Origin of the sequence: Bacillus sanguinis, assembly GCF_018332475.1 — a bacterium.
Taxonomy (GTDB): domain Bacteria; phylum Bacillota; class Bacilli; order Bacillales; family Bacillaceae_G; genus Bacillus_A; species Bacillus_A sanguinis.
The window spans coordinates 1-16502 of the sequence record NZ_BOQB01000052.1 but is presented as its reverse complement, the minus strand read 5'-3'; the positions used below and the strand labels follow the sequence as shown (position 1 = coordinate 16502).

12 protein-coding genes and 1 pseudogene are annotated in these 16502 nt (G+C 33.0%); 6 read left to right on the top strand and 7 right to left on the bottom strand.

The genetic code is table 11. The annotated features are described in order from the left end of the window. Positions 1-154 precede the first annotated feature (154 nt). The 5 genes from KI369_RS07240 to KI369_RS07220 form a co-directional block, all read right to left on the bottom strand. Positions 155-3655, bottom strand: coding sequence for a DNA translocase FtsK (locus KI369_RS07240; RefSeq protein WP_000447304.1), 3501 nt, complete (start codon positions 3653-3655; stop codon positions 155-157). Between the two features lie 17 nt (positions 3656-3672). Then, entirely contained in the window at positions 3673-4059 is a 387-nt protein-coding gene (locus tag KI369_RS07235) for a hypothetical protein (RefSeq protein WP_000365750.1), read from the bottom strand. A gap of 191 nt (positions 4060-4250) precedes the next feature. Beyond that, entirely contained in the window at positions 4251-5537 is a 1287-nt protein-coding gene (locus KI369_RS07230; protein ID WP_000837871.1) for a replication-relaxation family protein, read from the bottom strand. Positions 5538-5973: 436 nt separating this feature from the next. Then, positions 5974-7281: a plasmid replication protein RepX gene (gene repX, locus KI369_RS07225; RefSeq protein ID WP_000918313.1), complete on the bottom strand. Its 1308-nt coding sequence runs from the start codon at positions 7279-7281 to the stop codon at positions 5974-5976. Positions 7282-7307: 26 nt separating this feature from the next. Then, a complete protein-coding gene (locus tag KI369_RS07220) occupies positions 7308-7643 on the bottom strand; it encodes a hypothetical protein (protein ID WP_000098927.1) in 336 nt (111 codons plus the stop codon). Positions 7644-8229: 586 nt separating this feature from the next. Here KI369_RS07220 and KI369_RS07215 point away from each other — a divergent pair. Continuing rightward, positions 8230-8835: a MerR family transcriptional regulator gene (locus tag KI369_RS07215; protein WP_000564661.1), complete on the top strand. Its 606-nt coding sequence runs from the start codon at positions 8230-8232 to the stop codon at positions 8833-8835. Positions 8836-9152: 317 nt separating this feature from the next. On the opposite strand, the gene KI369_RS07210 is transcribed toward KI369_RS07215, so the two are convergent. Then, positions 9153-10265, bottom strand: a complete 1113-nt coding sequence (locus tag KI369_RS07210) for an RNA-guided endonuclease TnpB family protein (RefSeq protein WP_000160678.1) — start codon at positions 10263-10265, stop codon at positions 9153-9155. Positions 10266-10276: 11 nt separating this feature from the next. Then, a pseudogene (locus KI369_RS07205) lies at positions 10277-10384 on the bottom strand (transposase); the annotation flags it as partial. A 906-nt stretch (positions 10385-11290) separates the two neighbouring features. On the opposite strand from KI369_RS07205, the gene KI369_RS07200 reads away from it, so the two are divergent. The 5 genes from KI369_RS07200 to KI369_RS07180 all read left to right on the top strand — a co-directional run bounded on the left by KI369_RS07200 (position 11291) and on the right by KI369_RS07180 (position 16496). Further along, complete coding sequence (locus KI369_RS07200; protein ID WP_000557422.1) at positions 11291-12427, top strand: hypothetical protein; 1137 nt, start codon at positions 11291-11293, stop codon at positions 12425-12427. A gap of 709 nt (positions 12428-13136) precedes the next feature. Continuing rightward, entirely contained in the window at positions 13137-14090 is a 954-nt protein-coding gene (locus tag KI369_RS07195; protein ID WP_001002940.1) for a hypothetical protein, read from the top strand. 19 nt (positions 14091-14109) lie between these two features. Continuing rightward, positions 14110-15609: a hypothetical protein gene (locus KI369_RS07190; RefSeq protein ID WP_000239320.1), complete on the top strand. Its 1500-nt coding sequence runs from the start codon at positions 14110-14112 to the stop codon at positions 15607-15609. A gap of 16 nt (positions 15610-15625) precedes the next feature. After that, the gene (locus tag KI369_RS07185; RefSeq protein WP_001168864.1) at positions 15626-16075 is read left to right on the top strand and encodes a hypothetical protein; all 450 of its coding nucleotides are present in this window, start codon (positions 15626-15628) and stop codon (positions 16073-16075) included. A 25-nt stretch (positions 16076-16100) separates the two neighbouring features. Further along, positions 16101-16496, top strand: a complete 396-nt coding sequence (locus tag KI369_RS07180) for a DUF4320 family protein (RefSeq protein WP_001181745.1) — start codon at positions 16101-16103, stop codon at positions 16494-16496. Positions 16497-16502 lie beyond the last annotated feature (6 nt).

Here is a 16502-nt window from a genome sequence, read left to right as displayed (position 1 = left end):
ATGGAAGGATGACCCATTTAGTTAAATTTTATTCATTTTCTTAACTTGATGGCTATGGACTATATGGGCAGCTTATTTTATTTTTGGCTTAGCGTGGTTTTTTCCGAAATGCTGGCTATACCAATACTAGATTTAATTTAAGATTTACAAACTATTAATCAAAGAAATTATTCAATTCCTTACTCATTACGTTCGATGTTTTGGGCTTTGGTTTCTCATTTTTATTAAGCAGCGACTGCGTAGTATTATTCTTATTTTTTTGATGAGATTTTAAGTGCTCTTGGCGTTCTTTATAACTCATAGGTTTATATTCTGGTTGCTTCTCATCATTTTTCGAATGCTCTTCTCTATTTTTTTCTAAGTTTTCTTGTACCGTAATACTAATAGATTCGTAAACTTTTGCTACATCTTCATCTAGCTTGTTTTCTTCGATATGATTAAGCGTTTCTTCAATTGGAACCGTGTTGATTTCTACATGTGTTTCTTCTAGCTCTGTTATTGTAACGGGAAGTGAAGTAGATTCTATACTTGTTTCTGCAGTTCCTATCATTGTAACGGGAAGTCCATCAGATGGGAATTCTTCAAACAATGGTTCGGTCTCAACAGGAATCACGGAATGAATAATGGAATCTTTATTCCAATCTTGCTCTAACATAGTAATAGATAATTCTTTGTTTAGTTCTGCTACCTCCATGTTTATTTCATAGCATTCTTCCATAGGAGGTAATGCTATATCTATGGTTTCTTTAATATCTTCTTTCACGGCCGGTTCTTTTATTTCAGAGCTTATACTTTCTACATGTGTTTCTTCTGCTATAACAGGCAGTTCACCATTTCGTTGTAAGGCATCTATTAATCTCGATGCACGTGTATAACTAATTTTAAACGTGTCTTGTAGTACAGATATAGAGATACTTCCCGATTCCTTCACAAAACTTAAAACATCTTCGTATAGAATATCCTTAAAGGAGCTAGTTTCCTCTTGTTCGATTTCTTCGCCTTCAATTGGAATTGCTACTTCCGGTGAAATAGTATTGTCAGGTGAATGAGTAGTAATAACACTTGTTTCTTCTGATGTACTACTATTATTTGAAATTAATACTTTACGAGGACCATCCCCTGTGTAAGAACTTACAACTAGATTTTGTTCTAACTTCTCAATATATTGCATAGATTTCATATAGCTAATCTTGAATTTTCTTTGCAGAAGAGATGGCGAGACTTGTTGTGATTCGATAATAAATTCCTTAATATCTTCATACAACTTATTTTCAACTTCATCATCAACATTCCCCTGCTGGTTCATTGCTGCAGGATCATTAGATAAGGTTTCATTTTGAGACTTTTGTCCCTTATAATCCTCCAATGATACAATGTGTTGATGCTCCTCGTTTGTTTCTATGGAGTTATTCTGTTCAATCTCACCTTCTTGTATAGGTGGTAATGGTTGTATTTTCTTCATGTTTTCTGCATCTACATGCTTCATAGGATTAGCTTTTTCTATAGATTCATTAATAAGGCGAAGACGCTCATTTTCCCAATATTCACCTGTTTTTGTATCTACTTGAATAATTGCTTGGGCAAATTCTTCTTTTGGTACAAAGTTACTTGTGATTTGTTGTACAGGTTGCACATGATTATCTTGTACGATACGAGCAGCACAGATGAATGCCCCTTGTGCCATGATATCTCCTGGTGACATAACAACTTCTTTCGTTTTTTGATAGGTTGATCCTAGTCGACTAACTGGATTCTCTTGCATAGGAGAAATGCCCTGTTCGGATTCTGCCTCTTTAAATTCCTCTTTCTCACCAAACATGTCAGAGAAAATTTTTGCATCATATGGTGTTACATCTCCAAATATCATTTTGTTACGGAATGAACCTAGTAAAGTAAACATGTATTGCTCTGTGAAGTCGAGAGCTAATTGCGATAGTGTTTGGCTAGCGATTGTTAAAATTACTTTATATTTACGAGATTGTGCAGGGAATTCTTTAAACGGCCGCACAACGTAATCCGGAAACTCATCGACAATAATATGATGGTAAGGTGAGACGTTTGGATCTCTACGGAATACTGCATTTTGCATACTTAACAATACAAATTTTCCTAATACGTTTGAAAGGTCTGCTAATTCTCCTTTTGCCGTATTGACTAACAAAATCCCACCCTGCTCTAAATGAACATCGAAATCAAAATCGGATTTTCCAAATAAAACACGTCGTATTAAAACGTTTGAAGCTAAATCTTTTAATATGTTGCGTAAACCTTTTACATATTCTTCTTCTCTGTCATAATGCATCGGTTGTCCGCGGTATTTTCCCGATTTATAAACGGCTGGTTCACCTTGAAAATCCAGCTTTTCACGAATGGTATTATCAAACCATTCGTCTATACCTTTTATAATTTTATATTCATTTTTTTGGTCACGTGAAGCTGCTCCACTTTGAACAAAATCATATAACTTTTCGACCTGTACCTTTAATAGCTTATGCATTCGGTGAACACGTTCTACATCGTCATACATCTCAATCAAATCGTCGAAGGTAACATCTTTTTGTGGGTTGTGAAGCTTTAATAAATAGATATGTTGTTTAAGGTGGTTACGCTGCGCTTGTTCAAAGAATGCATTGTTAGATTCAGACAAACCTTGAATAACCATTGCGAAAACTTCTGCTACTTTATCTACTGGTCCTCGCAGAATGTTTATATTTTTGGTATCAGGATTAGTTGGATCAATGTAGTAAACTGCACTTTCAGGTATTTTATGTGCTTGCACTAACTTAAAAACCTTTTGGCATAAATCATTACTCGGTTCGATAACAGTCACACCATTTAAAAATGTTCCTTTTACTTCTTCTGTATGATAATCCTTCTTTTTAAAGACATTTATGAACTTATTGATAAAACGCGCCATCCAATGTAAATCTTGATTAATCATGGGAATAATTAAACTAGATGTTTTACCAGAACCAATAGGACCAATAATAATACAATTTAACGTTCTATCTTTCCCCTTAATACGAACCATCTCTTTATGCTCAATATGCGGTCCAATTTCTACATCAGGATATATTTGTTCTTCTTGGCTATTAAACCATTTTTGTAATTTGTGATTTTTATATTCGTATTTTTGTACCCACTTTAATATCTCTTCTCGGTAGCGAACAATATGCCCACTATACCAAAGTGTAAACAAAATCATAAATACTGTTGGTAAAAATACAAAAATCATAGTGAGTGTGTGAAAATTACCTGTTAAGACATGACCTAAGGCTTCATACTCACCAAAATTAAGATGTTTTGATTTATCCGCTAGATAAGGAATAACCTTTGCATGGATCGGAGCAGTTGCAAACCATAAAAATTGAATATCAACCGCAAAGTGGGAAGCAACCAAGATTATTAGTTTCCCATTATTTATATGTAAAGCTGGAATACGGCTGTAAAACCTAAAGCTAAACTCTCCTAATAGTAAAGAAAAGAACATTAAAATAAGCGGTACATATGTAATTTCTATAGGATAAGACGGTGGTTCAAATGCATAGTAGAGTAACTTGATGTAGTTTACTAAACCGAATCCAAATGAAAGAATAAATCCGCTAATTAAGCCGATTGTAGTAAATAACGGTAATCGTTGTTTAAATGTCTCCATATAGGCCCACCTACTTCTTACAGATATAGTTGAGCTTTATGTTTAAACTGGAATCGATTATTGAATTCTGGTTGGAATAGTTCCTTTGATTTTTCGAGAAAGAATTTTGCTGCATCTTCAGTTTGTTTTAAATATAAATCAATACTCTCTCTTTCACAGAGTTGATTGTATTCTTCTTGAGAAAGTACCGCGATATTTACCTCAATCTTTTTATCCGTTGCCGTTTCAATTATGACATCGTACCAATAGAAATTTGGTTTCCCTGGAATTTGGATATCTTGTAGAGAAACACTAAACGTTGCCCCCTCTTCTGTAATATGATTAAGGACTAGTTCTGGGTTTTTAAATGCTTCTCTAGCAGAGAGCACTCCCCCAGTAGTAGTAGTTGCATATTGTAAATCCATTTTGATTTTCCACCTTTCTCCATATAAAAAAAGGCAAGCGACACCCACTGTAAAAACAGCGTGTGTCGCTTGCCTTAATTTCATATGTTCTGATTTGATTGTAGTTTTTTGTGTTTAGTTCAAACGTAATTCTATCACCTTAAATAATAAAAATCAATAAAATTGTATAAAAGTATATAAAAAATTAACGATTAATATAATTCAACAAGCTTGCGTCTTTTCGGATGTATGTTATTTGCAGTACGTGCCATGATCTGTTCATCCGCATCGATAGTAACACCTTCATTTTGGAGGGATAGCAGTAATACGTTGTCATACGTGTCCATTAAAAGTATATCTCTAGCCTTTTTGCGCTTTGGATAAATCACAACAAGCGGCACCCCTTCATCACCTTCTCTTCTTGAAAACACAACATCGTCTAATCTAGCAATCATTCGGTAATCATTTTCATTCCCAAAAATAAAGAAGAAATCTTGCATTACATCTTTATCTCTCTTATACGTTCGTCTAAGACCACCATCTATTTTCTCTTTAAATGTTTGAACTGTTTCAACAAATGCATAGCGCCAATCAGCATCTCCTACTGTACGTTTAGATAAAGGTAAGAGAATATCTTGTTCAAAGTTTTGATTATCATCTATTCCTAGAAGAATATCTGAAATAACATCTCCAGCTTCTTTCAAAGAGCAGATGTGCATATTTAGGTTTGGTAGATTCATTAAATGTTCATGATATTCTCGCATAGAAAATAAGAGATTCTTCATACGTACGTATGGAGGTTCTGCATCTTCTGCAAGGAACATCGACTTGTCATACATAACAAAAACAACAGTTATATTTTTAGTGTTTTTTTGTGCATATTCAATATACTTCCCCACCTTTTCAACTAAGGTAGCATTGGTTTCTTTGCACATATCCATTTCAATGTAAATATTTTTGTCTTTATATGAAATGTGTTCATCAGGAATTAGAAGTAACCCTGCATCTTCAATTTCTGTTTTCTTTTGTTTTTGATGATATGAGCGAATATCTAACTCGCATAATAATTTATTCGTATTGGTCTTTTTCGACACTTCCAAAAGTGTGCGTACTAATATTTCTCTTGAGCAGAGTGTATGTAGTGAGATTGAAGAAGAATATCTACGTTTTGAAGATCCTGCAGGAATCCTTCCTAATTCTTGAAGGTAATCAACCATTCTATCTTTTAAGGAGAATGTCGCACGTCTGGTTATACTATCATCTCTTTTATCAATTTTTTTAGTCAGGATAGCACCGTATTTTGAAAAACGATTAAGTTTCGTAAACACACTATCCTCAGAAAAATCTCTACCCTCAAATGCACTATAAAGCTGAGTAATTTGTCGTGTAGTAAGATACCTTTTGTAATATAAAAATGTAAATACAAATATATCGGCCTCTTTTAAACGAAAAGATTTCTGTGTACCTTTGCTTGTATATTTATACGTTTTACTTTTCATTATATGCAACTCCATAACTCGAATGTATTTTCAATAAATAACAACCATTTCTATATATCTTATTACAGCAAAATTTAGTTGTAAATTATTAAAAGTTTAAGCTGAATTTGCTTTAATCTAGATACTAAAACTTGTACGCTGAAGTTTGGATTACTTCTCTTCCTAAAAATTAGCTAGAAACATTGATTTATATAGTCTTTCAGTTCTTTTAAAATTGTTCGGACGGAAGACATGTTTTAACCGAACAATTTTTTAAAGGTTCAAGTATTGGAATAAAATCGTTAGGACGGCCTAACAATTTATTTAAACAATTACATTATATAAAGACATGTTACACATACAGAAAATATAATAGATTAATCACTTGTGCATTGTAGTTTCTTTTTGCTATTGAAATAGAAAAAGACCGACAAAATTATATTTGTCGGTCTATTGTTTAGAATGATAATTTCTTCTTTGCTGGTTGTGAATCGTCAGCAACTTCTACTTCAGGTTCAGCACCAAAATTTAATTTTTTCTTTTTAGGTTTTTCTTCTTGTACTGAATCATCAAATGCAAAAAGTTTATTTAAAACAGCATTGGATTTCTTTGAATTAGCTTGCTCACGTTCTTCTTTAATTCTCGTAATCTCATCAATAATATCACTAACACGTTTTGGTAATGGAAGTCCTGCAACAACTGAATAGAATTTTACTATATCCTCTTCTTTTTTTGTTGTATGTTTATTAACGTATGGAGCTATAGGACGTTCATCTACATATGGAGTTCTTTCTTTTAAGAAGTTTTCCATTTGATTAAGGAATGAGAAGTTGTATAATCGCCCTGCTCGCAGCGGTGATGTAACGATAGATAGCGCGCTTTTTTTAGCACTTTCTAGCTCTTCTCTTTCTGTATCGTATAAAACGCCTTTTTCTAGTGCGTTACCTAATTGAGTCAAGTAACCTAGCGGGTTTTCAGTGTCTAATTGATTTGATTTTAGTTCTAATTTTGCTAATGATAAAACGCCTGGTGTATTAATTACTTGAGCAAATTCACTCGCATCAAAATGTGTATCTGAAAACGGTGTAAATGATGAAGTAACTAGGTTAATCTCATGTAATGCATCAGCAATATATTTGTTACTATAGCTAGTATATTCGTTTGCTAAAGCACTTGGATTTTCCTCTTCAAATTTTCTATATAGTTTAGCGTTATCTATTAATACAATTGAGCCAAAAGCTTCTTGGTTCATAGCAATACTACGAATGCGTGAAGTTGCGTTTTCTAATACTTTTAAAGCCTCAGCATCACGTGGTAAAGTCAGTAACAATCCAAAATTGTAATCATGTTCATAGAGCATTTCAATAGCCTTTAATAGAGCACCAGTTCCTGTTCCTCCACCTAGACCACACGTAATCCAAATAAAATCACGATCTTCAAATTCCTGTTTTACCGCTTCGAAAATCTTTGTTTCATGCTTTACAAATGCTTCCTCTCCAACCTGTGGATTACGAGCTGCACCTTGTTCATATCCTTCTAACTGTATTTTACGGACGTTCCCTGTGTTTTTAATCTCAATTTTATTAAAATCTTGACTATTTGTATTAACAAGAATCGCACGATATGGGTATTTGTTATTTTTAATTTGTGTTTCTTTATTTGCGCACTCTGCTGCGATTGCACATCCACCCATACCTAGTCCTAAGAATCCAAATTTCAAACTAATATTTCCTTGGCTTTCGATTTCTGAAAAATTGCCTGCCATATGTATATCCTCCTCAAATATATATTTTAGTTGTTTTTCTCAACTCGTTTTTCCAGTTCCTTAATTAAAACATTTCCTAGATCTGTTACGTCATAAATTCGAACACGTCCTATTGCTTTGAAAGATATTAACCCTGCTCCTTCAAGTCTTGCAGTCATAATATCTAAAGCATATCGCGATGGAAGTATTTTTTTACCCTCATAATCTTTTTCATTCTCAATTTGATAGTCTTTATGATATTGGTTGATATAATCCCATAACTTTTCTTTGTTCATTGCGCCCTCGGCGTATAGCACACGTAAAGCCCAAATCCCATCATTTAAATTCTCACAAAGCACATCAATAATTTCACTACTACTCATTGATATATTAGACAATAATTTCACACCACCTTTAATAAATAATAAATTTTATCTATAGGTACAAAAAGACAAGATAATTATACGGAATTTAATACCGTTATAAAAGCCGTAAATACTTCGGTATATATTTCCGAAGTATTGTATGTACTAACTATAATACATCTACGGATGATAATCAAGAATCTTATTAAATCAATACTTTAAATACTTCCGTAATAATTACCGTAATTAATATTTTAATTGTTACGCATTTATTACGGTAATAAACACTGTAATGAATACGTAATGATTATAAAAGATGCATTTTAATAAGTGAAAATCCATGTAAAATTTTTAGTTCAGTTCACAGAATTTTAAGGTGATTTTGTACATAATCAAGTGTTAATCACGCTCACCCGACTAATCACCGCTCGATAACATAGGTATTATTGGTATGCAGCTAAATAAATGAGCAGTGAATGATTGAGTGATCAGGTATAAAAGTCCATGATATTTTATGTAATCTACAAAGGGGTTCTTTTAGTTTCTATAGAATTTTTATATAATGTATTATAGGACAGGCATCATATAGTTAGGTGGTGAGCAAATGATTGATGAACAGTTAAGCGATGGTTATTATCGCGTATCTGAAGTAGCAACCATGCTTGATATTCCTGAAAGTACTCTTCGTAGATGGTTGAATGATTTCGATGAGTACTTGAACATAAAAAAAGAACGCCAACTTAAATATGTTCATGAGGATAGTATTGATACAGTAAAAAAGATTAAACATTATTATTCTGAGTCAAAGAAAAAGCACGAAATTGTTGGGCTTTTAGATATGGATCCGACGGTTATTCGCAATGTTTATGCTGAAGATGTTGACGCTGATGGTGAACCAAAAGAAACATCACTAGTTAAAGCACAACAGGTCAATCCAGACTTTATAGAAGCTTTGACGGAAAAAATTACTGAGGAAGTTACAGCTAAAGTGACTGAAGAATTAACAAAACAAAATATGGAATTCTTCGCTGCGGTGGCTAAACAAAGTCAGGATAATTTCGATAGAATCAATAAGCGATTAGAGGAACGTGACGAAAAGTTAATGAGTACTATACGATTAATTCAAGAACAAAAAAGTGCTAATGCTCAGCGACAAGAGAATACTGAACAAAAAGGCGGCTTTTTCTCTAAGCTTTTTGGAAAAAAATAAAAAGGCTATCATTTGATAGCCTTTTTATTTTGCTTATTCTTAATATCATTTCAAAAGCTTAGTTCATTGATTATCAATATGATTCATTCACAGCTATTGTTTTAAACTTATAATAATCATAGAACTTAGGTTTATTTTGCTATACAAAGAGTTTTCTAATTCTATTTCTTCCAATCTGTGAACTACCCGCCACTTAACGTCCTAATGGACTGTTTGAAGTGGTGGCTTCTCGGTTAGTCGTTACTTTTGATAGCTAACGAATTTGTCCTAAGACAACCGAGCTAACCCCCTCGTTCCAAGGGTTATTTTATTGCTATCTATGCCAACGCTAATAGGCGTATTGCTTCATTTTTGATATTGATAGCTGCGTTATAATCTCTATCAAGATTTACACCACATATACAAGAATATACTCGCTCAGACAATGACATGTTTTTCACATTTCCACAACTGCTACATGTTTTTGTGGAAGGAAACCATTTGTCTATTTTCATAAGTTGTTTGCCTTGTTCGTGTAGTTTATAAGCTAAAAAAGAAGTGAACATACCCCAAGCATTATCAGCGACGCTTTTTCCAAAATGAAGTGCTTGCGACATGCCTTTCATATTTAGATCTTCAATAGCTACAACATCAAAATGAGTAGCTAACTCTTTAGACTTATGATGAAGGAAGTTCTTACGTTGGTTCGCTACTTTTTCATGTAACTTAGCTACACGGATACGTTGTTTATTCCAACGAATAGAACCTTTTGTTCTTCTTGATAATACTCGTTGTGCCTTTGCTAATCGGTCTAACATTTCACGATAGAACTTAGGATAATTGGCTCTCTCATCCTCAGAACTAACGTATAATCGATCCATCGCAAAGTCTAATCCAACAACTGTTTCTACTTCATTTTGTACAATCTCTTTTTCGTATTCAGTCAAGATAGACACATAGTATTTACCAGTAGGTGTCATAGAAATCGTACATGACTTGATTACATGGTCTTGTGGTATTTCTCTATGCTGCTTGATACGTACCATTTTCAGTTTTGGCAATTTAATATGACCGTTAAGCAACATAATATTTCCGTTCACTACATTCGTTGTATAAGACTTTCTGTCTTTTTTGCTTTTGAATGTTGGGAAGTCATTTTGACCACGAAAGAAATTCTTATAGGCAGTTTGCAAGTTTAGTTGAGCATTTGCCAGTGCTAATGAATCAACTTCTTTTAACCACTCAAATTCTGCTTTGTATTTCGCAGGAGTGGGAAGCTTTTGTTTCTTTAGTTGTTCCTTATCATCTTTGTGTTTTTCATACGCTTCTTTCCGTTCGGCTAACATTCTGTTATACACGAAACGTACACAACCGAAGGTTTTACGCATAAGATGTGCTTGGTCTCCTGTTGGATACAAACGGAATTTATATGCTTTATTATGCTTTGTCATATCATTTCACCTCACTTTTCACTTTGATTTTCAATATATTTTTTTACTACGTCTATTGATGAACCACCAGTAGTTAGTAAGCAAAAACCTCTTGACCAAAACATCTCTTTCAATAGTTTCATACTACTTAATTAGTAGTATGAAACTATTTTTATATTAATCATAAAAAAAACAGTTTATTCTTATTCAAAACTTACACCTTCACTCGATCACTCAACCATTCGCTAATCATTCATTCTAAAATAGTAATATGATTGACCGGTGATTAATTGACTGATTACAATTAGGTTTAATGCAATGAAATCAACCGTTCAATCACCACTCAACCTACATACGAAAATAACAGTATTTACACACAAGTGACTGGTGATTAGTTGGGTGATTTAAGGTGTGGATAATGAAAAATGTGCCATTAATGCGCTTTATCGATGATATTTTGTTAATTGAGCGACAATCAGGCGGTTGATCAGAGGCTGTTTAAGTTGTTCTTACTTATTGTGAATTGACTTTTGATTGAGCGGCGCTCAACGAGGTGTTTGAGTGGTGGTTATTTATACATAGTCATTTAGCAAAGGTCATACTTTTGAAAAAATCACCTTGCAACCATGGGAAAAACTATATATGATGTAGTTACTTTATATTTTTGTATTTTTTTAGATACAAATTTATTAATAATAAAATATTTATATAATAAAAAATAAAATATAAAAAAGCAAAAAAAGGTTCATCAGCCCAATGAAATAGCGCCAACTACTTCATTGTGGTACACCGCACAAAAATCCCAAAAGAAATTTTCAATCGACCGCGGTAAACAAAGCCAATAAACCTTTTTATTTTGCATGAAATTATAAGATAATTTTACTGTATCTTATGTATTTGTGCAACTTAAAAAGGGGATTTCTTGCGTAATTTTAGGCATTGTTTACCGTTGTTATACAAGTATTACTCTTTTAAGAGAGTAGTATTTTTGTATCCGTGGTATGACAGTGCCTTTTTCTGCTCTTTCGAAAGGAGTTAGCAACATTATGCATACGCAAATGGCTTTTTCCCAACAGAACTTTAAAGTTCATGGGGTTAAATTTTTTGATGGACTATTAAACATCGTAAAACTAGAAAATGAAAGAAAAGAGTTACCATCTTCAGCTTTAGCTACTTACATCTTGCTTCACTTTGAATGCAATGATATAGGAATGCTACCACGTGAATTTCAAATAATGGATCTTGCTAAGAAAAGTGGGATTCCCTACACAACAATTTATACAGGGTTTCAAGTTTGTTTGGAGCGTAGACTCGTAAAAGAAACACCTGTTGGAAATCGTACTGTATATGAAATTGTAGATTATGCGTTGTATAACCACACTACTGCAGAAACTGCAAAGATGACAGGCATATCGCTATCGTATTTCCGTATTCCATTTCACCTAATTCAAACAACGATAATGAGTAGTCTAGTAAAGGCTCGTGATAATAGAGGGATTATATTCCTTTTAGATTTAATCAATACTTTTTCAAGAAAAGTAGGTATGGAACATTATAAACATAAAATTGAGGAGTTTCAGATTACAAGAAAGATGTCTTCCTTAAAAAGGAGATTAAATCGTAATGCAAAGAAAGTAAGACACTACATAGAAATTATTAACCCCATCGTGCAATTTACTGCAATCGATTCTAAAGAGAAGAAATCTAATGAAACAAGAATTACTAGTGCAAGGAAACAGGTAAAACAAATCATCATTGAGAAGTTCAACGTTGTATTTTCTTCAAACTGCGTAATTGAGAATGATAAAAAAGAATTACATAGACCAGTAGCGAAGTGCAGAAAAGAAGCGGTGTCTCGTTTGAAACATATGGGACAGGCGTTACGTAAAAAAGATAAAGAAAATATAATGACTGCATTTAGACAAGAAATTGTTGATATCGCAATCTATTTACCGACGAAACAAAAACAAAGTGAATTATTAATTTACGCAATGACTTATGCATTAGATCAAGTGGAAAGTTGTTTGAAAGAGCAAGAAATATTCTCTATTCCAGCATTTATGCGTGTAAAGTTTAGAGAGTCCTGGATAGGTTTTAAGGAAAAAAACTTGTCTACAGGGAAAAAACACGATGCAATGATAAATTATCATAAGAAGAATGGTGTTTATCCGGAATTTATGTGATTTTAAAAAAATATATATGGAAACCCTTGTTAAAAAGTTACTTAAAAGCAAGGGTTATTTGGCATGTTCTTTAATTTGAAGACATGCTTTTTTATTTAGGAAAATATATCTATTAGCATTTTTACGGAAGCATATAATTGATTTACGTTATGTTTGGTTACGACTCGGTATGTTCATAATTCGATTCAATACTTGTGGTTATCTTAGTAATATGATTCTAACCTTGTGAATTCTTAGTAATATGGTATTTAACTTCTTAATTTGTGATTTCTATGATGTAGAGCTTGTATGTAATGGGGATATTACGATAGTGAATTTAGCTTAATATCCAGGAACGTATGTAATACAAGGCTTTAGAGGTGTTTGCTGAATCTCTTTATAATTAATGATTGAGTTTAGTTATATATATTTCTTGTTGTTTTTATATAAAATACTTGGATTATTTATATTTAATTACTTGTATTTTTTTAAATTAAATACATAGAAAAATAGAAAGAAGGAATAAATATAAGTTTACAAGGAGGTAATTAATCTATTGACTTTTAAAATTCATAGAGGTATTCTTATACGTGAACTACAATTAACTAAGAGAAATATACAAATTAATAGATTTAATTTCTAGCTAAACGGACACACCGAAGGCACATAACCTGCCATCGGTGTGTCTTTTTTTTGTATAAATAACAATAAAAAGGGAGAATTTGAAGCTATGAACGAAATTGTGAACATGAGTAAAGAACGATTTACAAAGTATTGTGAGGAGAATGCAGCATTTGAAGAGGATATTAGTCGCATTATTAATCACTACTTTTTATTACTAGGGAATAAGGCAAATATCTTACAGGAAAGAGAATTTAATAACGAAATTGAAGAAAAAACGTTTAAAAATAATGTGAAACGTTTTGAAACTCTATTCCCTGCAGCTGTTAAAAATGCATTTTTAAAAGGATATCAATTATGCCTTGAGTTTATAAATCATCCTGAAACGCAAATTCCTGAGAATCTATATACTGATCCGAATTTTATAAAAGATATTCCTTTTGCCTTAGCAAATGCATCTGAATATGAATTGTACGAAATCATTCGTACAGATGAAACACAGGAATTTAGTGTATTTGCTATACGAACATATGAAGGGATTCGTCCATTGTTAGAACAAGTATTTTGCGAAGTTGCATTCACTGGTGCTGAATATGCTTTTGAACATGAGCGAATGGAAAAAGGAATTGAATTAAAGAAAGGTAATAGTACCTCGTTAACCAAAGTTCCTGTAGATCGTCTTTTCGCGATTACGCCTTCTGTTAATGGAGTTGTTGTACATGCGGAAGAACATTGCGAGATTTGGAATTTAAATTGGAATAGCAAAGTAACAATTAATGATCCTTTTATTGAGCTTGCTGAGGTTACGTTTATTCATCAAACAAAAGATATGATTCAAAAAAATATTGAAGATGGTGTTTTATACTACAGCATTCTTTATCTTGGTACACCTTTACATGAGATACAAGATCGATTAGAAATACGAGTAAAGCTAAATTCTGATTTTGGAGCTCCACGTACAATGGAACAAGTTGAAATTGAGTATATTTTGAATGAGATTATTGGGAAGGTTCATCTTGAGGCACAAATTCCAATTGAAAACATGATTTTAATCCAACGTTAGATTTTGTAGGAGGTTAACTATGGTGAAAAAAATCGTTTTAGCTATTAGTGATACTGTATATACGGCATATTTACGTGAGGATTTTATTGGTGCGGGATTTGAAGTAGCTGATAGTGATGTGATGCATATCAAGTATCTAGATGAAATTCTAGATACAGAACAGCCCGATATTCTATGTATTAATGACAAACGATTAAATATTGATGCGGGACATGAAGAGAAACGTGAATTGATTATCTTACAGAAACTAAGAGATATTCGCTTTAATCGAGATATTCGTATTGTGGTATTTACAGAGCGTGAAAATGATGATGAGTTTTTGGCGAAACTGATTTATCTAGGTATCTATGACATTTTTAACTCTCGTAGAATTGATATTGATAATAAAGTTATCCCGCAGCTGCTACAGGAGTCGGATATTAAAAATGTAGCAGAAATTGTAGGCGCAAGTCAGGCACCACAACAAACAAAGTTACCCGAAGTTCCTGTTGATGAGGAAGAAGAGGAAGTATCAAGTGAATTAGAGGAAGGTGGCAACAATGAAGCTTCCTCTAACTCCAAGAAACTATTTAAAAACAATCAAAAGCGTAAGTCTGTTCCAGGTGAGTCACAAAAAGCACCTATTATAAAAAAACAATATAAATTGGCTTTTGAGCCGGTATATGAAAAACAAATAGGTATTGCTATTCCGAGAAGAACAATTGTTGTGGCCAGCATGAACAAAAGAAGTGGTGCAACTTTTGTTTCACATCTTTTAGCTGCTTACTTAAATGAACTACAGATTGATGTGAACTATATAGAGAATCTATATGATGATGGATATACGTATCCTTTATTAAAGGGATATACAGAAGCACCAGAAAACTATCGTAGTGAATTTATGTTACAGCGATATAAGGAGATGCTACAGAAGGAATCTGATATATTATCAATTCCAAAATGGAAGCAAGGAAGAATAAATTATATCGTAAAGAATCCTATAGTGGACCAAGAGCTGAAAAACGAAACAGAGCAGGACTTTGACCATTTTATTAAGGTATTATTGGCTAACCAAGAAGCGCCTATATCTATTATTGATGCGGGGTACGATTGGGATAAAGATTTATACCATGAAATATGTGAAATGGCAGATTTTATTTTCTTTGTAGCAGAACCAGATCTGCATCAATTGTTAAAGATAGCGCATCCTCTTACACAAAAGGAGAGAAAACTTGTTTCTTACTTAGTTTTAGAGAAAACGAGAATTATTGGGAATAAGTTTTCTACTGCACTTTTAAAGCATGAAGTAGTAGAAGAATGTTTTGGCGATAAGGTATTAACTGCTTTAGCACCATATGAGATAGAGGATGTATTTGAATCTCAATTAAAAAGTAGTACGTTACTATCTAGTCGGAACTATTATAAAGAGCTTGAAGGAATAATGAAGGAAATAGCAGAGTTATTACTGCCAAACCAATTGTTGAATCAAAAGAAAAGTTCCATTTTAAGTGGATTTCGATTTCGGAAGTCTGAAAATTAAGGAGGGGTGAAGAAAGATGCAAAAATTTATTATAGGGGCCGCCTCAATATTATTATTTGTTGGCTGTTTATTCTTAATGACAGATATGATTATTGGAGATACAACACACACAGATAATAAGTCTGCATCAGAACGCGCTGGAAGTACAGCAATGGATAAAGCCGTAAAAGTAGGTGTTTTACGAGCGCAAGAAGAAATTGCTATTGAACCAGGTATCGCAAAGAAAGAATTTGAAAAGTCTTATAAACAAAATGCAACATTTAAGGATCCTGCATCAAAACGAGAGTTTTCTGTACATGCTGTACAAGAGCAACCTGCAATGATTGCGGTTGAAGGAGAAGCGGAAGCTGCTAGTTATACGAAACAATTTGATGAAAAGAAAGGTAACATTAAGAGTAACGCAAGACACATATTTATTTATGAAGCAGATTCTGACAACAAGAAAGCTGGAGGAAACGTGAAATAAATAAGAAAAAGTAGGTGTGTAAGAAATGCAAAATACAGTAACAACAGCGCTTTTTCTAACGCTTTCTTTATTATTGATAACTCTTATACCAGAAGGTGTACTGTATGGAATGCAGTTAGTAAAAGCACATGATTTTGCTTCTAGTACAGTAGAGTTAGCAGAACAAACAGGTGGTTTTCAGTACACATATGAAGGAAAAAACGTAAATCTAATTCCTGATATAGAGAAGAAAATGAAAGAGCAGAATATGGATGGATGGAAATATGAATATACTAAAGGGCGCGTGGATCATAATCAGCCGTTAAATTTTAAGATAAAAGCTGAACATCACTTCTTTATTTTTAAAATGATAGGGATTGATAGTGTGAAAGCACCAATATGGGCTAACAAAGATGGAATGGGACAAATCTATTTCCGTTGAGAATAT

Coding starts and splice junctions, on each gene's coding strand:
- KI369_RS07240 (WP_000447304.1), bottom strand. CDS start 3,655: ATGGAGACATTTAAACAACGATTACCGTTATTTACTACAATCGGCTTA.
- KI369_RS07235 (WP_000365750.1), bottom strand. CDS start 4,059: ATGGATTTACAATATGCAACTACTACTACTGGGGGAGTGCTCTCTGCT.
- KI369_RS07230 (WP_000837871.1), bottom strand. CDS start 5,537: ATGAAAAGTAAAACGTATAAATATACAAGCAAAGGTACACAGAAATCT.
- repX (WP_000918313.1), bottom strand. CDS start 7,281: ATGGCAGGCAATTTTTCAGAAATCGAAAGCCAAGGAAATATTAGTTTG.
- KI369_RS07220 (WP_000098927.1), bottom strand. CDS start 7,643: ATGAGTAGTAGTGAAATTATTGATGTGCTTTGTGAGAATTTAAATGAT.
- KI369_RS07215 (WP_000564661.1), top strand. CDS start 8,230: ATGATTGATGAACAGTTAAGCGATGGTTATTATCGCGTATCTGAAGTA.
- KI369_RS07210 (WP_000160678.1), bottom strand. CDS start 10,265: ATGACAAAGCATAATAAAGCATATAAATTCCGTTTGTATCCAACAGGA.
- KI369_RS07200 (WP_000557422.1), top strand. CDS start 11,291: ATGCATACGCAAATGGCTTTTTCCCAACAGAACTTTAAAGTTCATGGG.
- KI369_RS07195 (WP_001002940.1), top strand. CDS start 13,137: ATGAACGAAATTGTGAACATGAGTAAAGAACGATTTACAAAGTATTGT.
- KI369_RS07190 (WP_000239320.1), top strand. CDS start 14,110: ATGGTGAAAAAAATCGTTTTAGCTATTAGTGATACTGTATATACGGCA.
- KI369_RS07185 (WP_001168864.1), top strand. CDS start 15,626: ATGCAAAAATTTATTATAGGGGCCGCCTCAATATTATTATTTGTTGGC.
- KI369_RS07180 (WP_001181745.1), top strand. CDS start 16,101: ATGCAAAATACAGTAACAACAGCGCTTTTTCTAACGCTTTCTTTATTA.